We start from the raw sequence: 23,871 nt of genomic DNA on the forward strand, positions 1-23,871 counted from the left end.
GCTCCGGGCCCGAGCGCCGGTCAGTCCTCCGGCAGCTCGACCGGGGCGATCTCGTCGTACAGGTCGCCCGGTCCCGGGTTGGACGCGTCGGTCGTCCCGCCGAAGTGGTGCATCACGCCCCACACCGCGTTGAGCGCCGTCTGCACCGCGCCCTCGGCCCAGCCGGCCGTCCACGAGATGTCGTCGCCGGCCAGGAATATGCCCCGCATGTCCTCGGGCAGCCGGTCCTGCATGAAGTGCGTGAACAGACGGCGCTGGTAGCGGTAGTGGCCCGGCAGGTTGGCCTTGAAGGCGCCCATGAAGTAGGGCTCGTTCTCCCAGGAGACCGTGACCGGGTTGCCGATGATGTGCGACCGGATGTCGACATCCGGGTAGATCTCGCCGAGCGACTTCAGCATGACCTCCATCCGCTCGGCGGCGGACAGCGGCAGCCACTTCAGGCTGTCGTCGCACCACGTGTACGACAGGCATATGACAGCCGGCTTGTCCGGGCCGTCGTCCAGCAGGTACGTCCCCCGGGTCATCCGGTCCGTGAGGGTCATCGACATGACGTCCCGCCCGGTCTTCTCGTCCTTGTCCAGCCAGAACGGCCGGTCGACCGGCACGAAGAGCTTGGAGCTCTCCATGTAGTGGGTGCGCTCGATCGCGGTCCAGTGGTCGATCGGGAAGAGCGAGTCGTCGCAGGCGATCTTGGACAGCAGCATCCAGGACTGGGCGGTGAAGATCGCCGCGCGGTACGTACGGATGTCGCCGGACGCGTCGGTGACGGTGATCCGGTTGCCGGCGGCGCGGTTCAGCCGGGTGACGGCCGGCCGCGGCTCGCCGTCCTCGTGCAGGGAGCGCAGGGAGGTGCCCGGCGTCCAGTGCGTGATCTTCTCCGGCTCGCGCTCCCACAGCCGCAGCGGCAGCTGCTGCGAGCCGCCGACGATGCCGCGGTGGTGGTCGTCGGCCTCGGTGTAGACGACCCGCAGGATCTCCAGGATGGAGTTGGGGAAGTCGGTGTCCCAGCCGCCGGTGCCGAAGCCGACCTGGCCGAAGATCTCGCGGTGCCGGAAGGACTTGAACGCCTCGGACTCGCAGAGGAAGCCGTAGAAGGTCTGGTTGTCGAGCTTCTCGACGAGCCGGGCCCAGATCTCGCGGATGCGCGGCACGTCGCGCTCGCGCAGGGCGCGGTTCATGTCGGAGAAGTCGGCGCCCTCCTCCAGGCAGTCGTTCCACGCCCGGGCGACGTCCCGGTAGACCTGCGGCAGGTCGTCGATGGTCTCGGCGTAGTGCGACTCGCCCTTGAGGTCGACGACGGTCGAGCGGGTGGCCTCGGCCAGCGGGTTCGGGAACGGCGTGGTCGTCAGGCCCACCAGGTCGATGTAGTGCTGGAGCGCCGTGGAGGAGGGCGGGAAGCGCATCGCGCCCATCTCGGCGCTCAGGCCCTCGGTCTCCGGCCCCTCGAATCCGACGGTGCGCAGCCGGCCGCCGATCCGGTCCGCCTCGTAGACGACGGGCTTGAGGCCCATCTTCATCAGCTCGTACGCGGCGATGATCCCCGACAGACCGCCGCCGATCACGGCGACCTCGGCGCCGAGCTCGGGCGCCGGGATCTGGCCGAGGCCCGCGGGGTGGGCCAGGAAGTCGTCGTAGGCGTACGGGAAGTCCGGGCCGAACATGGTGATCGGCGGCTGGCCGTCGGTGTGCTGGACGGCGGTGGGCACCGTGGACGTCATGGGGTACGGACTCCTTGCACGGATACGGGTGAGGCAGGTGAGGAGAAGCGGGGCGCGCGGCGGGACGCGCGGGGAGGCTCGGGCGCGGGGTGAGATCCGGCTTGGGCGCGGGCCGGGGCCGAGGTCGGGAGATCCGGCCGGTTCAGGCTTCGGTGAGGGCGCCGTACAGGCCGGGACGGCGGTCGCGCAGATACGGGTTCTCCGCGCGGGAGGCCGCCAGGAACGCGGGGTCGACGTCGCCGAACACCAGCTCCTCGCCCCGGCCCGCGCGGGCCCGGGCGGTACCGTCGGGCCCGGCGAGCGTGGACAGGCCGACGAACTCGAAGTCGCCCTCGGGGCCGGTCCGGTTGGCGTACGCGAGGTAGAGCTGGTTCTCGAAGGCCCGCACGGGCACGACGGCCTCGGGGACGATCTCGGCCGGGTGCATGAGGGCGGTCGGGACCAGCAGCAGATCGGTGCCGGCCAGCGCGTGCGCCCGGACGTTCTCGGGGAACTCGACGTCGTAACAGATGATCAGGCCGACCGTCAGGCCGCCGACGACGGCCTGGACGACGCTCGCGTCACCGGGGGTGAACCACCTCCGCTCGCCCTCGCCGAAGAGGTGGGTCTTGCGGTAGTGCGCGAGGGGCGCGCCGTCGGAGCCGAAGAGCTGGGCCGCGTTGTAGAGGACGCCGGGCCGCCCGGGGTCGCGCTCGGGGTAGCCGTAGCCGACGGCCAGCCCGTGGCGGGCGGCGATCGCGGCGACCGCGCGGGCGGACGGGCCGTCGGCGGTCTCGGCCAGCCGGGTCACGGCGTCGCCGATCGCGTAGCCGGTGAGGAAGAGTTCGGGCGCGAGCAGCAGTCCGGCACCGGCCTGGGCCGCGCGGGCCGCGGCCTCGTCGAGGACCGTGAGGTTGGCGGCCACGTCGCCGGGCTCGCCGGAGCTCTGGAGCAGGGCCGTGCGCAGCGCGGGCATGGGCGGTCCTCGCAGGTCGGGGGCAGGGTCGACCGCACGCGAAAGCGCGGGGTCGCCGGGGAGGTTGCCAAGAACGGTACGTTTCCGCGTTCGGCCGCGACAAGGCGCGTCCGTTGCGGACCGACCGCCGAACCGTTGCGCGATCTTCGGCCCTGACGGCGATTCGTTGCGTCGGGCCGGACCGGCCGGCTCCGCCCCTGGCAGGACCCCTCCCCCGCCGTACGGGGGAGAGCGGCACCGTCCCCCGGCGCGATGCCCGGACGGGGGGCGACGCGGAAGAGTGAGGGCATCCGGTCGAGGGGGCCGGACGGTCTGCCGAGAGGACCACGAGGCCATGAACCGCCGTACGAAGATCGCCGCCGTCGCCGCCGCCCTGCTCCTCACCGCGGGCGCCGCGGGGTCGGCCGCCGCGACCGGCACCGGGCCGGGCGAGGAGCCCGGCGCCCGGGAGGCCGCGGCCCTGACCGGGACGGCGAAGCTCTACCGCCCGGCCGGGGACGACATCACGTTCTCCTTCGACGCCCACCTGGCCGCGCCGGACACCATGAATCCGCAGGCGGCGACGGGCACGTTCCGCTTCAGCCACTACGTCCAGGGCAAGGGCGGATACGCGGTGGCGACGGTGGACTGCCTGGTCACGGGCGGCCCGGTGGCCGTGGTGACCGGGCGGGTGGTGGAGACCGACGTGAAGGCGTTCAAGGGCGCCCGGGTCGGGGTCTCGGTGCTGGACGACGGCACGAACGACCGGCTGGGCTACAGCTGGATGACCCAGGACCCGAAGAAGGGCAACGTACCTCCGTGCCAGTCGGCGCCGCCGTTCGAGCAGGTGCTGGCGGGTACGGGTGATTTCCGGGTGCTGCCGTGGATACCGGAGTACCCGGGTTCCGAGGCCGTGTCCGGAAAGTAGCGCCGTCCGCCCGGAAGGCAGGGCCCGCGGCGTCTGGTGCACTGCGCTCGCTTCGCTCGCTCCGTCTCGGCGCTTCATTCGTCCTTCGGATGCCGAGCCGCGATCGCAAGGCGGAGGATCGCCCTCGTACTGGACGTGCTGGGGCGACTCCGACAACGCGGCGTGGTGGCACCTCCCGTGCCCGAAGGGCTACGGGGGAGTGCGCGCCAGGCGTCGCGGGCTGGGGGCACCTCCCAGGCGAAGCCCTGGGGGGAGAGCCTTTCCGGACCCGGCCTGAAGACCGCCCCACGGGGGTGGGCGGGCGAGGACGGCGGTGCGGGAACCACGGCCCGCACCGCCTCGTATCGCCTGGCCTCGTTCCGCCGGAAGACCCCGGCGGAGGACCCCGGTCGCGGGCTTACGAGGGGGACGAGGGCGAGCCCGAGGAGAAGCGCCGCAGCAGCGGCGAGAGCACCAGGACGGACTTGGTGCGCTCCACGAAGGGCTCGCCCGCGATGCGCTCCAGGACGCGCTCGAAGTGGCGCATGTCGGAGGCGAAGACCTGGACGAGGGCGTCGGCGTCACCGGTGACGGTCGACGCGGACGCCACTTCCGGGTACCGCTCCAGGCCGCGCCGGATGTCCTCCGGCGAGGTGTTGTGGCGGCAGAAGATCTCGACGAACCCCTCGGTCTCCCAGCCGAGCGCCGCCGGGTCCACCCGTACGGTGAAGCCGGTGATGGCGCCCTCGGCCCGGAGCCGGTCCACGCGCCGCTTGACTGCGGGGGCGGAGAGGCCGACCAGCGAGCCGATGTCGGCGAAGCTGCGCCGGGCGTCTTCGGCGAGGGCGTGGACGATGCGTTCGTCGAGGTCGTTGAGTCGCACTACGGGTGGATCACTTCTCTGCGGATGCTGTGGCCAGTTTCGAGCGGCGGATGCCGTACAGGAAGTAGAACACGAGGCCGACGGCCATCCAGACACCGAAGTACGCCCAGGTGATCAGGTCCAGCATGTACATGCTGTACGCACAGCAGGCGAAGCCGAGCACCGGGAAGAGCGGACCGAACGGCACCTTGAAGGTGCGGTCCATGTCCTTGCGGGTGTAGCGGAGCACCACGACGGCGATGTTGACCAGACAGAACGCGAAGAGCGTGCCGATGCTGGTGGCGTTGACCAGCTCGCCAAGCGGGACGGCGGCGGCGAGGACGCCGCAGAAGAGCGAGACGATCAGGGTGTTGGTGCGCGGGGCGCCGCTCTTCGGCTCGACCTTGCCGAACACCTTCGGCATGAGGCCGTCGCGGGACATCGCGAAGAGGATGCGGGTCTGGCCGTAGAGCACGGTCAGCACGACGCTGGCGATGGAGACGACGGCGCCGGCGGCGAGCACCGTACCCCAGACGTCCTGGCCGGTCACGTCGTCCATGATCGCGGCCAGCGAGGCCTCCGAGCCCTCGAACTTCCTCCAGTCCCAGGCGCCGATGGCGACGGCGGCGACGAGCACGTAGAGGGCGGTGACGATCACCAGCGAGAGCATGATCGCGCGGGGCAGGTCGCGCTTGGGGTTCTTCGCCTCCTCGCCGGCCGTGGAGGCGGCGTCGAAGCCGATGTACGAGAAGAACAGGACGGCCCCGGCGGCGCCGACGCTCTTGGCACCGAGCGGCATGAAGTCGGAGTAGTTGCCGGACTTGAAGCCCATGAAACCGATCGCGCAGAAAAGCGCCAGCGAGGCGAACTTCACCCACACCATGATCATGTTGGCCCGGGCGGACTCCCGGACGCCGCCGAGCAGGAACAGCATGGCGAGCACGACGACGATCAGGGCGGGCAGGTTGAACACACCGCCGTCACCGGGCGGCGCGGAGAGCGCCGCGGGGAGGGTGACACCGATCGTGCCGTCGAGCAGCTCGTTGAGGTAGTCACCCCAGCCGACGGCCACGGCGGCGACCGACACGCCGTACTCCAGGAGCAGGCACCAGCCGCAGATCCAGGCGATGAATTCGCCCAGCGTTGCGTACGCGTACGAGTACGAGGACCCGGCCACCGGGATCGTACCGGCGAGTTCCGCGTACGACAGCGCCGAGAAGAGCGCGGTGAGTCCGGCGAAGACGAAGGCGATGGTGACCGCGGGGCCGGCCTTGGGAACGGCCTCGCCGAGCACCACGAAGATGCCGGTGCCGAGCGTCGCACCGATGCTGATCATGGTCAGCTGCCACATCGAGAGCGAGCGCCGCAGCGAGCCGCCGTCACCCTGGCCACCCTCCGCGACCAGGCGTTCCACCGGCTTGCGCCGGACGAGGAAGGACAGCGACGGGGGGATGCGGCTGGGCCGGGCGTCGGTGTCCGCGGCCGCTGGGGCTGCGCCGTGGTCGAGCACTGCGGGGGCTCCTTCTCACTGCCTGTCGACGAGGCGGAGACCCGCGGCGGTACGTGGGCATGCCGAGACAGCCCACGGGAAAGGGGGAAGACCGCCGAGCAGACGGTCACCGTCACTCCTGGTACGAGGGATGAGCCTAAGCCGTCGCACTTCGCGACCGTGACGCAGGGTTCTTGCGAAGGGCCGTTCGATCATTGCGCGCGTGCCACGCAGACGGGGAAACATTGCGCGCCATTGCATGAATCGATATATCGGGGGCATGGCGGGCAGCCCGCGTACATGCCCTCTCCGGGGATGTTCCGGGTACGGGGAGGGGGTGTCGGGAGGGGGTGTCGGGAGGGGGTGTCGGGATGCGGGATTCAGGGGGCGGATCGGAGCCGGGGTTCCGGGTGCCGGGTCCGGGTGCGCCGGGTGCCGGGTGCGCCGGGTGCCGGGTCCGGATACGGCCGTGGGCCCCGGGAGACATGCTCCCGAGGCCCACGGTCCGGTCTGCCGATACGTTTCACCGGCGACGGCGAGGTCAGCTCCAGCTGGCGTGCAGCGGCTTGCCCTCCGCGTACCCGGCGGCCGACTGGATGCCGACGACGGCCCGGTCGGCGAACTCGGCGAGGTTGCCCGCGCCGGCGTAGGTGCAGGACGAGCGGACACCGGCGATGATCGAGTCGATCAGGTCCTCGACACCCGGACGCTGCGGGTCGAGGTACATCCGCGAGGTGGAGATGCCCTCCTCGAAGAGCGCCTTGCGGGCCCGGTCGTAGGCCGACTCGTCGCTCGTGCGGTTCTTGACCGCGCGGGCCGAGGCCATGCCGAAGGACTCCTTGTAGAGCCGGCCTTCGGCGTCCTGCTGGAGGTCGCCCGGGGACTCGTACGTCCCGGCGAACCAGGAACCGATCATCACGTTCGACGCGCCGGCGGCGAGCGCCATGGCGACGTCGCGCGGGTGCCGGACGCCACCGTCGGCCCACACGTGCTTGCCGTACTTGCGCGCCTCGGCGGCGCACTCCATGACGGCGGAGAACTGCGGCCGGCCCACGCCGGTCATCATCCGGGTGGTGCACATGGCGCCGGGGCCCACACCGACCTTGATGATGTCCGCGCCGGCCTCGATGAGGTCCTTGACGCCCTCGGCGGCGACGATGTTGCCGGCCACGATCGGGACCTGCGGGTCGAGCGCCCGGACGATCCGGATGGCGTTGATCATCGATTCCTGGTGGCCGTGCGCGGTGTCGACGACGAGGGTGTCCACGCCCGCGTCGAGCAGCTGCTTGGCCTTGCCCGCCACGTCGCCGTTGATGCCGACGGCGGCCGCGACGCGCAGCTTGCCGTTCTTGTCGACGGCCGGGGTGTAGAGGGTCGCGCGCAGGGCGGCCTTGCGGGTGAGGATGCCGACCAGCCGGCCGTCGCGGTCGACGGCCGGGACGTAGCGGCGGTTGGCGGCGTCGAGGGTGTGGAACGCGGCGCGCGGCTCGATGTCGGCGTCCAGCAGGAGCAGGTCCCGGGACATGACCTCGTTGAGCTGGGTGAAGCGGTCCACGCCGGACAGGTCGGCGTCGGTGATCACACCGATGGGACGGCGGTTCTCGTCGACGACGACACCGGCGTCGTGCGCCCGCTTGGGCAGCAGGGACAGCGCGTCCGCGACGGTCTGGTGCGGCTCCAGGACGATCGGGGTGTCGAGGACCAGGTGGCGGGCCTTGACCCAGGACACGACCTCGGTCACGACCTCGATCGGAATGTCCTGCGGGATGACGACCAGGCCGCCGCGGCGCGCGACGGTCTCGGCCATGCGGCGGCCGGCGATGGCGGTCATGTTGGCCACGACCAGCGGGATCGTCGTTCCGGTGCCGTCCGGCGAGGAGAGGTCCACCGCCTGGCGGGACCCGACGGCCGAGCGGCTCGGCACCATGAACACATCGTCGTACGTGAGGTCGTACGGCGGCTTGAGGTCGTTGAGGAAACGCACGTGCTGACATCCCAGTCGTTCGGATCGGCCCCTAGGCATTTCAGCCAGGGGAAAAAGCACGTAGTTCATTGTCCCACGCCCCCATGGATACCAGCCCGGGGCGAATCATCCGAGGCTCGCGGAGGGCCTTTCGTCGGATCCTCCGAGGGTGGCCGGGAGGTCACCGAGGGAGAGGAGGACCGTGAGACGGGTGGGGCGTTCGGCAACGGAAGTGGCGAAGACGTCCTGGGCGGTCCGCCACTCGGCCGGCCGCGCCTCGGCATAGGCCTGCCAGCCGGTGACGACAAGGGCGACACGGCCGGACAGGTCGGTCAGGCTCTCGGCGAGGGCGTCCCAGTTGCGGCCGAACCACGCGGGCAGCGCGAGGGCGGCGGCGCAGCGGTCCATGAAGGCGGCCTTGTCGGTGACGCCGTGCAGGTCGAGGACGACGGGGCGGCCGAGGGCACCGAGGCCGGGGGCCCGGGAGGTACGCGGTTCGCCGGGGTCATGGGGGGTACGGGGGTCATGGGGCTCGCGGGGGCTCATTCGGTGATCACCTCCCGGAAGCTCGCGTAGTGATCGTCCGTGTAGAAGAACCCGCCGTCCCGCCCGGTGACGATCCGCCGGGCCCCGCGGTCGTGCGCGCCCGGCGTCTTGACCGTGTACTCGTGGTAGTAGCCGCGCTCGTGCCGCGGCAGGACGCGCTCGAAGTTCGAGAAGACGGCGCCGTCCTTGGCGTACGGATAGGGCCCGCCGTCCCGGATCAGCCGGATCGTCCGGCGCGCCTCGGGCGGCAGGTCCGCCTCGCGGACGGTCGGGAGGGCCGAGTGGGCCGAGGGCGCGCTCGTGGCCCTCGCGGTGGCGGTGGCGTCACCGGTCGGACCCGGGGTGGCGACCGCGGTGGTACGGGCGGGGGCGGGACTGCCGGTGACCGTACCCGTACCGCCGGAGCAGCCCGTCAGAAACAGCGCGAGCCCGGCCAGAAGGCCGAGCCCGAGCCGGGCATATCGCATGATCATGCCCTGATGCTGTCACGGCGCGGCCGGAGCCGCCGCCAGGTCGGCGCGCGCTGCGGGACACCGCCCCGGGGCGCGCGCCGGTTCTCAGATGCCGTCCGGGTCCGCCCGGTCGAGCGCCGGGCGCGGGCCCGGGCTGAACTCGGTGAGCAGGTAGTCCGCCGCCGAGCGGTCGGTCACCAGGCTGGTGACCAGGCCGGAGCGGAGCACCGCGCCGATGGCCGCGGCCTTGCGCTGGCCGCCCGCGATGGCGACGACCTCGGGAATCCGGCGCAGCCGGTCCGCCTCGACGGTGATGCACCGCTCCCCCAGGTCGCGGCCGACCCGGCGGCCCTCCGCGTCGAAGAGGTGCGCCGACATCTCGGCGGCGACGCCCAGCGAGGCGTAGTGCGCGCGCTCCGCGTCGGAGAGCATGTCGTGGACGGTGGAGATGCCCGGCTCCCAGGAGCCGATCGACACACAGGCGACCGTCACCTTGTCGAAGTAGTCGAAGGCCCGTGCGATGCCGGTCTGGCTGCGCAGCGCCGCGGCGGTCGCCGGGTCGGGCAGCAGCATCGGCGCGTAGATGGGGTGCGCCTCGCCGCCGGAGACCTGGGCGGCCCGCCGGACCGCCTCGACCGAGCCGCGCTCGGCGGTGCCCGCGTCGTACACGCCGGTGAGCTGGACGACGGTACAGGGCGGCAGCCGGTCGAGGGCGGCGGCCATGTGGATGGTGGACCGGCCCCAGGCCAGGCCCAGCACGTCGCCCTCGGTGACCAGCTCGCCGAGCAGGTCGGCCGCGACCTCGCCGAGGTTCTCCGGGTCGGGCGATTCGTCCTCGCCCTCCGCCGGGGACTCGACGACGACCGCGTGGCGCAGGCCGTAGCGGGCGCGGAGCGCGTCGGAGCGCTCGGCGTCCAGCTCGGCCGGCACGCGGATCTCGATGCGTACGAGATCGCGCTCCAGGGCGGTCTCCAGGACCCGGGCCACCTTGAAGCGGCTCACGCCGAACTCCTCGGCGATCTGGATCTTGGACTTGCCCTCCAGGTAGAAGCGGCGGGCCATGGCCGCCGCCTGCACGAGCTCCGCGGGGCCCATCCGCAGGGCTGACCGTCCCGCCGGCATTCCCGCCACCGCGATCTCCTCACTGCTGTTCACGTACCGCTGCCGCGCTTCATGTGCTGCTGTGGTGCTGGTGTGTGCTGTCTGTGTCTACTGCTGCTGTGCCGTGCTGTGGTTCTACTGATGCCGCTGTACTGCCGATTACTGCCGATTACTGCCGATTACTGCCGAGTGTGTACGGCGTGCCGCTCGTCCGCCGCCGGTGTCGCCGCCCGCTCCCGACGGCGGCGAGGCCGGCCCCGCCGCTGGTCACCCCCGGGGCCCACCTTCATCCTGTCAGATCCGACGGGCCCGGAACGGACGTGTCCGCGGTCCGACGGCCCCCGTTCACGTACCGGTGGCGCGGTGGCGGCTCAGTGGCCACACGCCCAGGCCGCCGTGGCGGTGACGGTGTCCGCCTTGGCCCGCAGGGAGCGGACCGCGGCGGCCGGGTCGGCCGCCCCGTACACCGCGGAACCGGCGACGAAGACGTCCGCGCCGGCCTCCGCGCATCGCTCGATGGTGGACTCGGAGACACCGCCGTCGACTTGGAGCCAGAGCTCCAGGTCGTGCTTGGAGATCAGCTCACGGGTGCGGCGGATCTTCGGCAGCATGATGTCCAGGAACGCCTGGCCGCCGAAGCCCGGCTCGACCGTCATGATCAGGAGCATGTCCAGCTCCGGCAGCAGGTCCTCGTACGGCTCGATGGGCGTGCCCGGCTTGAGCGCCATCGACGCCCGGGCGCCCTGGGCGCGGATCTCGCGGGCCAGCCGGACGGGCGCGGCCGCCGCCTCCACGTGGAAGGTGACGGAGCCGGCCCCGGCCTCCACGTACTGGGGCGCCCAGCGGTCCGGGTCCTCGATCATCAGGTGAAGGTCGAGGGGGGTGTCGGTCGCCCGGCTCAGCGACTCGACGATCGGCACGCCCAGCGTGAGGTTGGGGACGAAGTGGTTGTCCATCACGTCGACGTGCAGCCAGTCGGCACCGTCGACCGCCTTCGCCTCCTCGGCGAGCCGGGCGAAGTCCGCGGACAGAATGCTGGGATTGATCTGCGCCATGGGCCAAGCCTGCCATGTTCTCGGGGACTTCTTGGCCGCGCTGTCCGAGTGTGGCCATCCGAGAGCGGGACGTATTGGTACAGACCAGTCGGAAACGCCGCCCCCGAGGTCGAACGGATGTCGGGGGAGCGGCGCTGCCGCTCGCTTTCGGACCGGCGCCGGTCCGAAAGCGGGCGGATGTCAGGCGGACATCAGGCGGTACGGCGGATCAGCGCCAGGTACATGGCGTCCGTGCCGTGCCGGTGCGGCCACAGCTGAACGTCCGGTCCGTCGCCGAGGTCCGGGACCCCGGGGAACAGCGGGCGGGCGTCGATCAGCTCGGCGCCGCCCACCTTCTTCAGGACGTCGTCGACGACCACCCGGGTCTCGGCCAGATGCGGCGAGCAGGTCGCGTAACCGACCACGCCTCCGACGCGGACCGCGCGCAGCGCCTCGGTGAGCAGCCCGCGCTGCAGCGGGGCGAAGCCGTCGAGGTCGGACAGGCGACGGCGCCAGCGGGCCTCGGGGCGGCGGCGCAGGGCGCCGAGCCCGGAGCACGGCACGTCCATGAGGACCCGGTCGAAAGAACCCTCGCGCCACGGCGGGCGGGTGCCGTCGGCGGCGATGACCCGGTACGGGCCGGGGTTGCCGGCCAGGGCGCGCTCGACCAGACGCGCGCGGTGCGGCTGCTTCTCGGAGGCCAGCAGGGCGGCGCCGCGCCCGGCGGCGAGGGCGCCGAGCAGGGCCGCCTTGCCGCCGGGGCCGGCGCAGCCGTCGAGCCATCGGGTGTCGGGGCCGTCCAGGGGCGCGTTGGCCAGGGCGATCGCGACGAGCTGGCTGCCCTCGTCCTGGACGCCGGCCCGGCCGTCCCGTACCGCCTCGACGGCACCGGGTTCGCCGCCCTCGGCGAGCCGCACGGCGTACGGCGACCAGCGGCCGGGCTCGGTCTCGACGGCCTCGGCCAGCTCTTCGACGGTGGTTCGGCCGGGGCGGGCGACGAGGGTGACCTCGGGCCGCTCGTTGTCGGCCGCCAGCAGCTCCTCGATGCCGGCCCGGCCGCCGCCGAGCGCGTCCCACAGCGCCGAGACCACCCAGCGCGGGTGCGAGTGGACGACGGCCAGGTGCTCCTCGGCGTCGTCCTCGTACGGCGGCGCGACCCGCTCCACCCAGGTGTCGAGGTCGTCCCGGGCGATCTTGCGCAGGACGGCGTTCACGAACTTGGCGCGCCCGTCGCCGAGCACCACCCGGGCGAGCTCGACGGTCGCGGACACGGCGGCGTGGCTGGGAATGCGGGTCCCGAGCAGCTGGTGGGCGCCGAGCGACAGCACGTCGAGCACCGGCGGGTCGACCTCGCGCAGCGGCCGGTCGACACAGGCCGCGATGATCGCGTCGTAGGTGCCCTGGCGGCGCAGCGTGCCGTAGACGAGCTCGGTGGCGAGCGCGGCGTCCCGCCCGTCGAAGCCCTCGTTCTTCTCCCGGGCCTTCTTCAGCAGGGGCGGCAGGACGAGGTTGGCGTACGCGTCGCGCTCGTCCACGGCCCGCAGCGCCTCGAAGGCGAGGATCCGCACCGGGTCCTTCTGCGGCCGGCGGTGCGGCCGGGGGGCCTTGCCGCCCTTGCCTCCCTTGCCGCTCTGGGGGGACTTGGTGGTCGGGGGCGTGGCGCGACGTGCCTGCTCGCTCAAAGGTGCTCCGCGTGAGAAATGACGTACTGAATGACGTACTGAGAGGGTGCCAAGAGGGCCGGACGCCCGGCGTCCGGCCCTCTCAGCGTAGCTCCAGGGAGCCCAGTACCAGGCGTACAGGGGGTACCGCCGCCGGACCGCGAGGCGTGCGAGGGCCGTGCCGTCCCGGTGATCCGGCCGTCACCCGGCTCGCACGCTCCGCCGGAACGTCCCCTGCCGCACCGCCCACGCCTCGGCGGCGATCAGGCAGGAGACCGGCTCCGTGCCGCCGCCGTCCGCCTCGAAGGCGACGAGCACCGGCGGTTCCCCGCCGACGAGGCGGGCGGTCTCCGCCCGCTCGCCGGGGGTCGGCTCGCGGAACTCCGGGTCGCCGAAGGCCATCGGGCAGCGGACGTAGACGGTGTCCGTGAAGACGACCTCGAGGCCGTGGTGGTACGTCAGGTCGTGGCCGGCGACCAGGGTGAGCCGGCTGCCGTCGTAGTGCCGTACCTCCCAGTCCCACCAGGACCCTTCGGGAAGCGGGAGCGCGGTCCCGGCCGTCAGGCGCCCACCCGCTCGCCGGGCGCGATGCGGACGCCGCGCGCCCAGTCCGCCGCCTTCATCGGCTTCTTGCCCTGCGGCTGGACCCACAGCAGTTCGACGGCGTGCGACCCGGTGCCGACGTACACGTTGTTCTTGCCTGCGGCCAGTTCGCCGGGGGCGAGGTCGGTGCGGTCGGTGACCAGGGCGGCCTGGACGAGCTTCAGGCGCTCGCCGCGGAACAGGGTCCACGCGCCGGGCGCGGGGGTGCAGCCGCGGACGACGCGGTCGACGCGCAGCGCCGGGGCGGCGAAGTCCACCTGGGCGTCCTCGACCTGGATCTTCGGGGCGAGGGTGATGCCGTCGGCGGGCTGCGGCACGGCCTTGAGGGAACCGTCCTCGATGCCGTCCATGGTCGCGGCGAGCAGCCCGGCGCCCGCGAAAGCGAGCCGGGTGAGCAGGTCGCCGCTGGTGTCGGTGGAGCGGATGTCCTCGGTGACGACCCCGTACACCGGGCCGGAGTCCAGCCCCTCCTCGATCTGGAAGGTGGAGGCGCCGGTCACCTCGTCCCCGGCCATCAGCGCGTGCTGTACGGGCGCGGCGCCGCGCCACGCGGGCAGCAGCGAGAAGTGCAGGTTCACCCAGCCGCGGGCGGGGATGTCGAGGGCGACCCGCGGCAGCAGCGCGCCGTACGCGACGACCGGACAGCAGTCCGGCGCGATCTCACGCAGCCGTGCGAGGAAGTCCTCGTCGCGCGGCCGGCGCGGCTTCAGCACCTCGATGCCGGCCTCCTCGGCCCGCTCGGCGACGGGGCTGGCGACGAGCCGGCGCCCGCGCCCGGCGGGGGCGTCGGGGCGGGTGATCACGGCGGCCACCTCGTGCCGCCCGGAGGCGAGCAGGGCGTCCAGGGCGGGTACGGCGACCTCGGGGGTGCCGGCGAAGACGAGCTTCACGCGGGAAAACCTCGCATCTTGGGGCGTGAACGGGCAGCGCACCAGTCTAGAGGTGTCCCCCTGCGGCTGGAGGTGTCCCCTCCCCACGCCTCCCCTGGGCCTCGACCGGACCTCGACCGGGAGCGCTCGGGGGGCGTACGCGCAGACGAGCGCTGTGCGCACGTACCTGCACGCCCCCGCAGCGTGACCCAAGTCCAGGCGGCGCGTTGGTCAAGAGAGATTGACCAACGCGGGTCGCCTCTCCTCCAGCGGCCCGTCTCCTTTCCACGCCGGTTCGAGAGGCTCATCCATGGCCGACCACGCAACCCATGACGCCCAGGCCCGGGCCAGTCTGCACCTGCTCGTGCGGGACATCGAGCGCGTACGGCGGCAGGTGGACGCACTGCGCACGCTCACGGCCCAGCTGGGCAATGTCTACCGCCCGCGCCGCTCCGCCCCGTCGACGGGCTTCGTCGTCTACGGGCGCGCGCCCGCCCCGACCGTCCGTCTCGCGCAGGAACTGCGGGACAGCGTCGAGACCCTGGTGACGGCGGCGGTGGACTTCGACCGCTCGCTCGGGTTCTCGTGGGACGCGGTGGGCTCCGCGCTCGGGGTCACCAAGCAGGCGGTGCACCGCCGTTACGGGTCCCGCCGCACCCCGCAGCCGGGTGCCGCCCTCGACCAGACCCGGCCGCCGGAGCCTGGGGCGCCGGTCCGTCCGCTGCCGGTCGTCCCGTCGGCCCGTCCCATGCCGCCGCAGCCCGCGCCGGGCGGCCACGGCCTGCGCGAGGAGCAGCGCCCGCCCGCCTTCCCGGCCCCGCGCAACGGCTGACCGCCGTGGCACAGGGGGCGCACGAACGGCGCTCCGGACCCCAGGGGCGGGAAGGCCGACGGCCGGGGCCGGGCGCGGCCGGCGCCCGCTAGCCGATGTCGGGCGGGTCGACGCGCACCCGCACTGGTTCCCCGCCACCGCGGGCGAGACGGGACGCCTGGGCCCGCTTCAGGGCGGTGGCCAGCGCGGCCCCGCTGCCCGGCGGGACGCGGACGAGCGCGCGCTCCCACTGTTCGCCGGGCGGAGTGTCGCCGGGGCGGCGCGGGCCGCCGGGCCGGGTGACGGGCAGCGGTACGGGCCCCAGGATCTCGGCGTCGGGCGGCAGTTCGGCGCCGTCGAGGAAGGCCGCGAGGGCCTCGGGCAGACCGGCCACCGACGCCATCCGGGACACGGGCGGGAAGCCCAGCTCGGCGCGTTCGGCGAGTTCGCGCTGGGCGTGCCCGACGGGGTCCCAGCGCACCAGCGCCTGCACGGGCCGCAGCGTCGGCTCGGCGACGACCACCACGGTGCCGCCGTCGCCCTGACCCCGTACCAGCGCCGCCGCGTCGATCCAGCGGCGCAGCGCCTCCTCACCGGCCCGCAGGTCGGGGCGGCCGAGCATGGCCCAGCCGTCGAGGAGCAGGGCCGCCGCGTAGCCGCCGTCGGCGACGGGCTCGGCGCCCGGGGTGCTCACCACCAGCGCGGGACGGCCCGGCACCCGGTCCAGGACATGATCGCGGCCGGAGGTCCGTACGGGCACGGCGGGAAACGCCCGCCCCAGCTCCTCGGCCGTACGCCGGGCTCCCACGATCTGCGCGCGCAGCCGGGTCGCGCCGCACGCCTCGCAATGCCAGTCGGGCGCGCCCCTGCCGCACCAGCCGCAGCGCAGTTCCTGCTGTTCAGGGGCCTCCAGGGGACCGGAGCAGTGGCGGCAGCGGGCAGGGGTGCGGCAGCGCTCGCAGGCCAGTCGCGGGACGTATCCGCGGCGCGGCACCTGGACGAGCACGGGCCCCGTCTTCAGCCCCTCCCGGACCACCTGCCAGGCCACGGTGGGCAGCCGGGCGGCGCGGGCGGCCTCGTCGCGCGCGAGGTCGGTGTCGCCGACGGTACGGACGAGGGGCGCGGCGGCCCGGACCTGGTCGCGGCCGGCCAGCAGGGGCCGGGCCCAGCCGGACTCGACGAGCTGGGCGGCCTCGACGGTGCAGCTCGTCGAACCGAGCAGGAAGGCGCAGTGGTCGTGGGCGGCGCGCAGCAGCAGCACCTCGCGCGCGTGGGGCTGGGGGGCGTGCGGCTCGCTGTGGCTGGAGTCGCCGTCGTCCCAGATGACGACGAGGCCGAGGTCCCGTACGGGCGCGAACATGGCGGCCCGGGTGCCGACGACGGCCCGGACCGCGCCGCGACTGACGGTGAGCCACTGCGCGTACCGCTTCTCGGGCCCGGCCTCGGCGGTCAGCAGGGCGTGCCGCCCCTCGCCGAGCAGGCCGGTCAGGGCCGCGTCGACACGGGTGGCGGCGCGGCCGTCGGGGACGACGACGAGGGCGCCGCGCCCGGAGGCGAGGGTGGCGGCGACGGCGCGGGCGATCTCCTCGGCCCAGTGCGGTCCGGGCAGCGCGTTCCACACGGCACGGGGCGCGCCGCCGCCCGCCAGCGACTCCAGGAACGCGGGCCCGCGCTCGTACCGCGCCCAGCTGCCCGCAGGGGGCGCGGGGGGCGGCGGCAGCGGCGCGGGCGAGGGCCGTTTCTCGGCGCTCGCGTTGCGCGGCGGGACGGCGAGCTGGAGCACGTCGGCGAGGCTGCCCGCGTAACGGTCGGCGACCGCCCGGGCGAGGCCGAGCAGTTCGGGCCCGAGCACCGGCTCGGGTGAGACGACGTCGGCGAGCGCGGCGAGCGGCCCGGAGTAGTCGGACTCGGCGCGCCGCTCGATCAGGAACCCGTCGATGAGCCGCCCGCCCTCGCGCCGCCCCCCGCGCACCTTGTGCGCCCCGGCCCCGAACCGGACCCGGACCCGCACCCCGGGGCGCGCGGCCTCGTCCAGCTCCTCGGGCACGGCGTAGTCGAAGAACTGGTCGAGGTGGAGCACACCCTTGTTCACCACGACCCGCGCCACCGGCAGCTCCTTCGCGAGCGCGGCCCCCCGCCAGGTCCGCGGCTTGGCCCGCGGCACCTTCGCCGTCCGCACGGTCTCCCGGATGAGCGCGAGCTGCTCGGGCTCCGCCGCCTCACCGGCCCCGGGCCCCTCGGACTTCTCGTTCTCGCTGCTCACAGCCTCATACCTACCAGACGCCTCGGACACCCGGGCGGGTGCGGGATCAGCCAGGGCTGGCCGAATCGGCGCTCTGTCGGGCGCTCCGATGCCAATGGCAACGTGAAACAGCGCCGACCATCTTGCGGTCGCAAGGGTCGGCTCCTGGCTGTCACCTGCCACAAGGAGGCTTCGGCAGTGGAAGCGTGGATGAAGTTCGGTCCCGAGCTGCGTCGCAGACGCCTGGCCATCGGGATGACGCTGGACGGTCTGGCGGCACGCGTGCACTACAGCAAGGGGCAGCTGAGCAAGGTCGAGACCGGGCGGCAGCGGCCGACGGCCGAACTTGCGCGGCTGTGCGACGGCGCCGTCCGCGCGGAAGGCGCCCTGGCGGCCCTGGTGCCCGCGGCCGTCGGCCGAGTGCGACACATCCGGCGCGAGACGACGACCGGCGCACCCCCGCGGACGCATCCGTCTCCCCCGGATCTCCCCGTGCGGGTGCCGACGATGGACGTCACGGTCGCCGCGGCCGTGGATGCGGCCGCGCACGTCGGCAGCCGGCTCCTCGACGAGATGCAGGCTCTTCTCGGCCAGTTCCGCAGGCTCGGGCAGACAGCGCCCGCCGGCCTCGTCCTGCCCGGGCTCGCCGCACAGACCCGCATGCTCCCCGCACTGACGCTCGGTTCCGACACCCGTACGGCGCGTCACCTGTACGTCCTGTCCTCCCGGTACGCCGAGTTCACCGGCTGGATGGCACAGGAAGGTGGCGACGACACCAGCGCTCTCGCCTGGACCGACCACGCCATCCGTCTCGCCGAGGCCGCCGGTGACCACGATCTCGCCGTCTACTCGCTCGTCCGTCGCGCTTTGATCGCCCTCTACAGCGGTGACGCGAGGGCGACAGTCGAGCTCGCTCAAGCTGCTCAGAAGAGTCGGTCGACGGCTCGAATCCACGGTCTCGCAGCCCTGCGCGAGGCCCAAGGCCATGCATTGGCGGGCGACCAGGACGCGTATTCTCGCGCACTCGACCGGGGACGGGAACTGTTCGACCAAGCGGGCAAGGCCGGCGCCGACGGACTGCCCCTGCTCGGCACCACCCATGTTGGCGACCCTGTCGCGATGACAGTCGGCTGGTGCCTGCTCGACCTGGGACTGCCGGAGCAGGCGGCAAAAAGCCTCGATCGAGAAGTGCCTCGGCTTTCCCCGCATGCCGTCCGCACGCGAGTCCGCTACGGCACACGTCGGGCCCTCGCCCACGCCGTCGCCGGTGACACCGACCAGGCGTGCGAGATCGCCCGCCCGCTGCTGCCGGAGTGCCAGGCCCTCGCCTCCGCGACCGTCCGAGGAGATCTGCACCGGCTGTCGCGTGTCCTGTCCCGACGCCACGGAAACGCCGCGGTTCGAGCCCTCGCTCCGGAGTTGGCCACAGTGCTGCATCACCACGCCCAGCCTGTTCCCGCATCGGAGGCGGTACGCCATGCCTGAGATCTTCATCAACTATCGCACCGGCGACGGCAATGAGATGGCCGCCCTTCTCGACCAGGCGCTCACAGCACGTTTCGGTGAGGACTCCGTCTTCTTCGCGGGGCGCTCGATCCGGGGCGGGGAATTCTTCCCGCAGGAGCTGCTGACTCATGTCCGGCGCTGCAAGGTACTGCTCGCGGTCATCGGTCCGAGCTGGGCCACCGACCCGGGGCTCCGCGAGTCGGACGACTGGGTCCGCATGGAACTTCTGGAGGCACTGCGCTGTGGAGTCCACGTGATTCCCGTGCTGAAGGGTCGGCACATGGAGCGTCTGAGCGGAGACATGCTGCCACCTGAGCTGGCTCCGCTGGCAGCCCGTAATTCCCTTCGGATCGACTCCCAGAGCCATCACGTGGACACGAAGACGATCGGCGATGAACTCGCATGGCGGCTGCCGGAGCTCGTCGGCCGCTGCCCCGTCGCTGTCTCCGATTGCCCACCGCGAGCTGCCTGGGGAACGCTTCGCCCCAGGCCGTCTCACGAGCCCACCCGCAAGGCGGGCTCGCTCGTCCGAAAAACCTGGGCACGCTTACTGCGGGCGGCCTTACGACTCAGGGATACGCCTCAGAAAGAGACTCCCTGCTGCTTGAAGAGTGGATGGGCGCCACAGCGGTCGGGAGGCTGCCGACACTGCGCCTGCGCCACACCGCATCAATGCTCAGGGCATCTCTGATCGTGGTCCCGTCGCCGCCTGGTGCTGCAACGAAGGGATTCCCGTGCTCTGATCCCCGCCTCGGCTTCCGGTACGCCGACGGCCCGGCGCCCTCCAGGGGTGCCGGGCCGTCGTGGCCGTGGTGCGGGCCGGCGGGTCAGACGCCCGCGGCCGCCTTCAGGGCGTCCACGCGGTCGGTGCGCTCCCAGGTGAAGTCCGGCAGCTCGCGGCCGAAGTGGCCGTATGCGGCGGTCTGGGAGTAGATCGGGCGGAGCAGGTCGAGGTCGCGGATGATCGCGGCCGGGCGGAGGTCGAAGACCTCGGCGATGGCGTGCTCGATCTTCTCGGTCTCGATGCTGTTCGTGCCGAAGGTCTCGACGAACAGGCCCACCGGCTCGGCCTTGCCGATCGCGTACGCGACCTGGACCTCGCAGCGCGAGGCGAGGCCCGCGGCGACGACGTTCTTGGCGACCCAGCGCATGGCGTAGGCGGCCGAGCGGTCGACCTTCGACGGGTCCTTGCCGGAGAAGGCGCCGCCACCGTGGCGGGCCATGCCGCCGTAGGTGTCGATGATGATCTTGCGGCCGGTGAGGCCGGCGTCGCCCATCGGCCCGCCGATCTCGAAGCGGCCGGTCGGGTTGACCAGCAGGCGGTAACCGTCGGTGTCCAGCTTGATGCCGTCCTCGACGAGCTGCTTCAGCACGTACTCGACGACGAACTCACGGATGTCGGGCGCGAGCAGCGACTCGAGGTCGATGTCCGAGGCGTGCTGCGAGGAGACGACGACCGTGTCGAGGCGGACGGCCTTGTCGCCGTCGTACTCGATCGTGACCTGCGTCTTGCCGTCGGGGCGCAGGTACGGGATGGTGCCGTTCTTGCGGACCTCGGTCAGGCGGCGCGACAGGCGGTGCGCGAGGTGGATCGGGAGCGGCATCAGCTCGGGGGTCTCGTCCGACGCGTAGCCGAACATCAGGCCCTGGTCGCCGGCGCCCTGCTTGTCGAGCTCGTCCTCGTCGCCCTCGACGCGGGACTCGTAGGCGGTGTCGACGCCCTGCGCGATGTCCGCGGACTGGGAGCCGATGGACACCGACACGCCGCAGGAGGCGCCGTCGAAGCCCTTCTTCGAGGAGTCGTACCCGATCTCGAGGATCTTGTTGCGCACGAGGGTGGGGATGTCGGCCCACGCCTTCGTGGTGACCTCACCGGCGACGTGCACGAGGCCGGTGGTGATCAGCGTCTCGACGGCGACGCGGGAGGTGGGGTCCTCCTTGAGCAGCGCGTCGAGAATGGTGTCGCTGATCTGGTCAGCGATCTTGTCGGGGTGACCCTCGGTGACGGACTCCGAGGTGAACAGACGACGGGACACAACGCTCCCTGGGGTTGCAGCGGCTGCTGGCTACTCGTTTCGCGGACCGGCAGGGGGCTGCGCCCCGCGACGTTCCAGAGGACAGTCTATCGGGCAGGCTCCGGCAAGTGGCCAGGTCCCGGGCACGCCTCGGCGTGATCTGTGCGGTATTCGCCACCGATCCTTGTGGTTTTCAGTCCATAAACCTGGACTTATGTCCGAGTTTGTTCGCCTTTACCCCGAGGGGTGAGCCGGGCACCCGTCTCACCCCTCGGACGATATTCAGCCGGACGCGCCGCGCAGCCGCGGCACCACCAGGTCCCAGACGGTCTCCGCCAGGGCTTCCTTCGGTCCGTACGGGACGGGGGTCTCAGTGCCGTCGGCGGCGAGGACCACGGCCTCGTTCTCCTCCGAGCCGAAGGTCTTGCGCTCCCCCACCTCGTTGACGACGAGCAGGTCGCAGCCCTTGCGGCGGAGCTTGACGCGCCCGTTGGCGAGCACGTCGTCCGTCTCGGCGGCGAAGCCGACGACGACCTGGCCAGGCAGGGCGCGGTCGGCGGAGATCTCCGCGAGGATGTCGGGGTTGCGGACCAGCTCGATGGTGGGCGCGCCCCCGTCGTCGGTCTTCTTGATCTTGCCGGAGGCGTACGCGGCGGGGCGGAAATCGGCGACGGCCGCGGCCATCACCACCGCGTCGGCGTCGGCGGCGGCCTTGACGACGGCCTCGCGCAGCTGGACGGCGGTGCCGACCCGGACGAGGTCGACGCCAGCCGGGTCGGGCAGTCCGGTGTTGGCCTCGATCAGGGTGACCCGGGCACCCCGGGCGGCCGCGGCCTTGGCGAGGGCGTAGCCCTGCTTGCCGGAGGAGCGGTTGCCCAGGTAGCGAACCGGGTCGAGGGGCTCGCGGGTGCCTCCGGCGCTGACCACGACATGGCGGCCGGCCAGGTCGGGGGCGGTGACCCCGCGCGCGAGGACGCGGCGGCAGACCTCGAAGATCTCGGCCGGGTCGGGCAGCCGGCCCTTGCCGGTGTCGACGCCGGTGAGCCGGCCTACGGCGGGCTCGATGACGACGGCGCCGCGGCGGCGCAGGGTGGCCACGTTCTCCTGGGTGGCCGGGTGCTCCCACATCTCGGTGTGCATGGCCGGGGCGAAGACGACCGGGCACCGGGCGGTGAGCAGCGTGTTGGTGAGCAGGTCGTCGGCGAGCCCGTGGGCCGCCTTGGCCAGCATGTCGGCGGTGGCGGGGGCGACCACGACGAGATCGGCGCCCTGGCCGATGCGCACGTGCGGGACCTCGTGGACCGAGTCCCACACCTCGGTGGAGACGGGGTGGCCGGAGAGGGCGGACCAGGTGGCCGCGCCCACGAAGTGCAGGGCGGACTCGGTCGGCACGACCCGGACGTCGTGTCCGGACTCGGTGAACCGGCGCAGCAGCTCGCACGCCTTGTACGCGGCGATCCCGCCGCTGACACCCAGGACCACCTTCGGCTTTGCCACGATGTGCCACTCCCCGCACTCGGATCCGCACACGGGCGCGTACGAATCGACTCGAATCGCCTCCAGGCGGCTCCGGACGCCTGGCTCCGGACGCCCGCCGCCGGACGTCGCCTCCCGACGCCTTCCGACGCCTCCATGAGACACCACAGGCCCGGCGGTTGTTCCGCCGGGCCTGTGATCGCGGATTACTCCGCGTTTCTGCTTTTCTCTGCTCCTCCTCCGCGTATGTCCGCGGAGAAGACGCTCTACTGAGCCGGGCCCTCGATGGCCTCGGAGGTCAGCAGACCCGCATTGATCTCGCGCAGGGCGATCGAGAGCGGCTTCTCGTGCACGTGGGTGTCGACGAGCGGACCGACGTACTCGAGCAGGCCCTCGCCGAGCTGCGAGTAGTACGCGTTGATCTGGCGCGCGCGCTTGGCGGCGTAGATCACGAGGCTGTACTTGGAGTCCGTCGCCTCGAGCAGCTCGTCGATCGGCGGGTTGATGATGCCCTCGGGCGCGGTGATGGAAGAGGACACGCTCTACCTTCCGAAGATGGGGTTCTCTATCCGAAGACGGATAAAGGATCAGACAACGTTCATCAACGTTAGCAGCTCACGCGCGACGTCCTCGACCGAGGTGTTGACGAGCGTGGTGTCGAACTCGGCCTCGGCGGCCAGCTCGACCTTCGCCGCCTCCAGGCGGCGCTCGATCACCTCGGGCGACTCGGTGCCGCGGCCGGTGAGCCGGCGTACCAGCTCGTCCCAGCTCGGCGGAGCCAGGAAGACCAGCCGGGCCTCGTCCATGGACTCCTTGACCTGGCGGGCGCCCTGGAGGTCGATCTCCAGGAGCACCGGCTCGCCGGCCTCCAGCCGGTCGAGGACCGCACGGCGCGGGGTGCCGTAGCGGTTGCCCGCGAATTCGGCCCACTCCAGCAGCTCGCCGTTGGCGATCAGCTTGTCGAACTCGTCGTCCGTGACGAAGAAGTACTGGACACCGTGCTGCTCGCCGGGCCGGGGCTTCCGCGTCGTGGCCGACACCGAGAGCCAGACATCGGGGTGGACCTTGCGCATATGCGCGACGACCGTGCTCTTCCCGACCCCAGAGGGTCCGGAGAGCACGGTCAGCCGCGGACGTACTTCTGCTGCCATGCAGCGATTATTCCAGGGCTTCACCCCCGCTTGCGCCGGGGTGGAGGCCATTTGTCGGATATGACCGAAAGGTCAGGCTCCGGTGCTGCCGAACTCGCGCTCCAGGGAGGCGATCTGGTTGGAGCCGAGACCGCGGACACGGCGGCTCTCTGAGATGCCGAGACGCTCCATGATCTGCTTGGCGCGGACCTTGCCCACGCCCGGCAGGGACTCGAGCAGCGCGGAGACCTTCATCTTGCCGATGACGTCGTTCTCCCGGCCCTGCTTGATGACCTCGTGCAGGGAGGCGCCGGAGTGCTTGAGTCGATTCTTGACCTCGGCCCGCTCCCGGCGAGCCGCGGCGGCCTTTTCGAGCGCGGCTGCGCGCTGTTCAGGGGTAAGGGGCGGAAGAGCCACGCCTACGTCACCTCGGATGTCGAACTGTCGGATACGGACCAGTGAGAAGCGGGGTGCCCCACACCAGCGGAGCAGCGAACAGCACAGGGAGTGCCGATCGCCGACTCTGCCCCGGAGACTAGCGGCCGAGGCCGC

General features: G+C 72.3%; 22 protein-coding genes. 4 read left to right on the forward strand and 18 right to left on the reverse strand.

Annotated features, from left to right (window positions below):
- Positions 1-20: 20 nt before the first annotated feature.
- A complete protein-coding gene (locus ABZ693_RS10065) occupies positions 21-1,718 on the reverse strand; it encodes a flavin monoamine oxidase family protein (protein ID WP_359875311.1) in 1,698 nt (565 codons plus the stop codon).
- Positions 1,719-1,860: 142 nt separating this feature from the next.
- Positions 1,861-2,673, reverse strand: a complete 813-nt coding sequence (locus tag ABZ693_RS10070) for a carbon-nitrogen hydrolase family protein (protein ID WP_359875312.1) — start codon at positions 2,671-2,673, stop codon at positions 1,861-1,863.
- A 334-nt stretch (positions 2,674-3,007) separates the two neighbouring features.
- Between ABZ693_RS10070 and ABZ693_RS10075 the strand changes: the two genes are divergently transcribed.
- Positions 3,008-3,580 carry a Repetin gene (locus tag ABZ693_RS10075; RefSeq protein ID WP_359875313.1) on the forward strand — a complete coding sequence of 191 codons (573 nt, stop codon included), beginning with the start codon at positions 3,008-3,010 and terminating at the stop codon, positions 3,578-3,580.
- 397 nt (positions 3,581-3,977) lie between these two features.
- Here the strand turns inward: ABZ693_RS10075 and ABZ693_RS10080 are convergent, their stop codons facing one another.
- From ABZ693_RS10080 to fmt, 10 genes are all read right to left on the reverse strand, one after another.
- On the reverse strand, positions 3,978-4,442 hold the full coding sequence (locus tag ABZ693_RS10080; protein WP_359875314.1) for an Lrp/AsnC family transcriptional regulator: 465 nt from the start codon (positions 4,440-4,442) through the stop codon (positions 3,978-3,980).
- Positions 4,443-4,452: 10 nt separating this feature from the next.
- A complete protein-coding gene (locus tag ABZ693_RS10085) occupies positions 4,453-5,931 on the reverse strand; it encodes an amino acid permease (RefSeq protein ID WP_359875315.1) in 1,479 nt (492 codons plus the stop codon).
- A gap of 520 nt (positions 5,932-6,451) precedes the next feature.
- On the reverse strand, positions 6,452-7,894 hold the full coding sequence (locus ABZ693_RS10090) for a GuaB1 family IMP dehydrogenase-related protein (RefSeq protein WP_359875316.1): 1,443 nt from the start codon (positions 7,892-7,894) through the stop codon (positions 6,452-6,454).
- Positions 7,895-7,999: 105 nt separating this feature from the next.
- Positions 8,000-8,419, reverse strand: a complete 420-nt coding sequence (locus ABZ693_RS10095) for a barstar family protein (protein ID WP_359875317.1) — start codon at positions 8,417-8,419, stop codon at positions 8,000-8,002.
- Entirely contained in the window at positions 8,416-8,892 is a 477-nt protein-coding gene (locus tag ABZ693_RS10100; protein WP_359875318.1) for a guanyl-specific ribonuclease, read from the reverse strand. The genes ABZ693_RS10095 and ABZ693_RS10100 overlap by 4 nt, the downstream gene beginning before the upstream one ends.
- An 84-nt stretch (positions 8,893-8,976) precedes the next feature.
- A complete protein-coding gene (locus tag ABZ693_RS10105) occupies positions 8,977-10,026 on the reverse strand; it encodes a sugar-binding transcriptional regulator (RefSeq protein ID WP_359875319.1) in 1,050 nt (349 codons plus the stop codon).
- Between the two features lie 317 nt (positions 10,027-10,343).
- Positions 10,344-11,027, reverse strand: a complete 684-nt coding sequence (rpe, locus tag ABZ693_RS10110) for a ribulose-phosphate 3-epimerase (RefSeq protein ID WP_359875320.1) — start codon at positions 11,025-11,027, stop codon at positions 10,344-10,346.
- 191 nt (positions 11,028-11,218) lie between these two features.
- Positions 11,219-12,688, reverse strand: a complete 1,470-nt coding sequence (locus ABZ693_RS10115) for an RsmB/NOP family class I SAM-dependent RNA methyltransferase (protein ID WP_435842386.1) — start codon at positions 12,686-12,688, stop codon at positions 11,219-11,221.
- Positions 12,689-12,868: 180 nt separating this feature from the next.
- Positions 12,869-13,318, reverse strand: coding sequence for a hypothetical protein (locus ABZ693_RS10120; RefSeq protein WP_359875321.1), 450 nt, complete (start codon positions 13,316-13,318; stop codon positions 12,869-12,871).
- Positions 13,228-14,160: a methionyl-tRNA formyltransferase gene (fmt, locus tag ABZ693_RS10125; protein WP_359875322.1), complete on the reverse strand. Its 933-nt coding sequence runs from the start codon at positions 14,158-14,160 to the stop codon at positions 13,228-13,230. Before fmt ends, ABZ693_RS10120 begins: the two co-directional genes overlap by 91 nt.
- A 289-nt stretch (positions 14,161-14,449) precedes the next feature.
- On the opposite strand from fmt, the gene ABZ693_RS10130 reads away from it, so the two are divergent.
- On the forward strand, positions 14,450-14,971 hold the full coding sequence (locus ABZ693_RS10130; RefSeq protein WP_359875323.1) for a hypothetical protein: 522 nt from the start codon (positions 14,450-14,452) through the stop codon (positions 14,969-14,971).
- An 88-nt stretch (positions 14,972-15,059) separates the two neighbouring features.
- On the opposite strand, the gene ABZ693_RS10135 is transcribed toward ABZ693_RS10130, so the two are convergent.
- Positions 15,060-17,213: a primosomal protein N' gene (locus tag ABZ693_RS10135; protein WP_359875324.1), complete on the reverse strand. Its 2,154-nt coding sequence runs from the start codon at positions 17,211-17,213 to the stop codon at positions 15,060-15,062.
- A 189-nt stretch (positions 17,214-17,402) separates the two neighbouring features.
- Between ABZ693_RS10135 and ABZ693_RS10140 the strand changes: the two genes are divergently transcribed.
- Together ABZ693_RS10140 and ABZ693_RS10145 are read left to right on the forward strand one after the other, a co-directional pair.
- Positions 17,403-18,677: a helix-turn-helix domain-containing protein gene (locus ABZ693_RS10140; protein ID WP_359875325.1), complete on the forward strand. Its 1,275-nt coding sequence runs from the start codon at positions 17,403-17,405 to the stop codon at positions 18,675-18,677.
- Positions 18,670-19,389 (forward strand): toll/interleukin-1 receptor domain-containing protein, encoded by a 720-nt coding sequence (locus ABZ693_RS10145; RefSeq protein WP_359875326.1) that lies wholly within the window; start codon positions 18,670-18,672, stop codon positions 19,387-19,389. The genes ABZ693_RS10140 and ABZ693_RS10145 overlap by 8 nt, the downstream gene beginning before the upstream one ends.
- A 136-nt stretch (positions 19,390-19,525) precedes the next feature.
- Here ABZ693_RS10145 and metK read toward each other — a convergent pair whose 3' ends face one another.
- From metK to ABZ693_RS10170, 5 genes are all read right to left on the reverse strand, one after another.
- A complete protein-coding gene (gene metK / locus ABZ693_RS10150; protein ID WP_359875328.1) occupies positions 19,526-20,734 on the reverse strand; it encodes a methionine adenosyltransferase in 1,209 nt (402 codons plus the stop codon).
- A gap of 261 nt (positions 20,735-20,995) precedes the next feature.
- Entirely contained in the window at positions 20,996-22,210 is a 1,215-nt protein-coding gene (gene coaBC, locus ABZ693_RS10155; protein ID WP_359875329.1) for a bifunctional phosphopantothenoylcysteine decarboxylase/phosphopantothenate--cysteine ligase CoaBC, read from the reverse strand.
- A gap of 245 nt (positions 22,211-22,455) precedes the next feature.
- Positions 22,456-22,728 (reverse strand): DNA-directed RNA polymerase subunit omega, encoded by a 273-nt coding sequence (gene rpoZ / locus ABZ693_RS10160; protein ID WP_005319902.1) that lies wholly within the window; start codon positions 22,726-22,728, stop codon positions 22,456-22,458.
- A gap of 48 nt (positions 22,729-22,776) precedes the next feature.
- Positions 22,777-23,340, reverse strand: coding sequence for a guanylate kinase (gene gmk, locus ABZ693_RS10165; protein ID WP_359875330.1), 564 nt, complete (start codon positions 23,338-23,340; stop codon positions 22,777-22,779).
- Between the two features lie 72 nt (positions 23,341-23,412).
- Entirely contained in the window at positions 23,413-23,736 is a 324-nt protein-coding gene (locus ABZ693_RS10170; RefSeq protein WP_359875331.1) for an integration host factor, read from the reverse strand.
- Positions 23,737-23,871: the final 135 nt, after the last annotated feature.

It is taken from the genome of Streptomyces laurentii, assembly GCF_040635425.1.
Taxonomy (GTDB): Bacteria; Actinomycetota; Actinomycetes; order Streptomycetales; family Streptomycetaceae; genus Streptomyces; species Streptomyces laurentii.

Bases quoted from the DNA above. Each gene is read 5' to 3' on its own strand.
- ABZ693_RS10065 (WP_359875311.1), bottom strand. From the start codon at position 1,718: ATGACGTCCACGGTGCCCACCGCCGTCCAGCACACCGACGGCCAGCCG.
- ABZ693_RS10070 (WP_359875312.1), bottom strand. From the start codon at position 2,673: ATGCCCGCGCTGCGCACGGCCCTGCTCCAGAGCTCCGGCGAGCCCGGC.
- ABZ693_RS10075 (WP_359875313.1), top strand. From the start codon at position 3,008: ATGAACCGCCGTACGAAGATCGCCGCCGTCGCCGCCGCCCTGCTCCTC.
- ABZ693_RS10095 (WP_359875317.1), bottom strand. From the start codon at position 8,419: ATGAGCCCCCGCGAGCCCCATGACCCCCGTACCCCCCATGACCCCGGC.
- ABZ693_RS10100 (WP_359875318.1), bottom strand. From the start codon at position 8,892: ATGATCATGCGATATGCCCGGCTCGGGCTCGGCCTTCTGGCCGGGCTC.
- rpe (WP_359875320.1), bottom strand. From the start codon at position 11,027: ATGGCGCAGATCAATCCCAGCATTCTGTCCGCGGACTTCGCCCGGCTC.
- ABZ693_RS10130 (WP_359875323.1), top strand. From the start codon at position 14,450: ATGGCCGACCACGCAACCCATGACGCCCAGGCCCGGGCCAGTCTGCAC.
- ABZ693_RS10140 (WP_359875325.1), top strand. From the start codon at position 17,403: ATGAAGTTCGGTCCCGAGCTGCGTCGCAGACGCCTGGCCATCGGGATG.
- ABZ693_RS10145 (WP_359875326.1), top strand. From the start codon at position 18,670: ATGCCTGAGATCTTCATCAACTATCGCACCGGCGACGGCAATGAGATG.
- gmk (WP_359875330.1), bottom strand. From the start codon at position 23,340: ATGGCAGCAGAAGTACGTCCGCGGCTGACCGTGCTCTCCGGACCCTCT.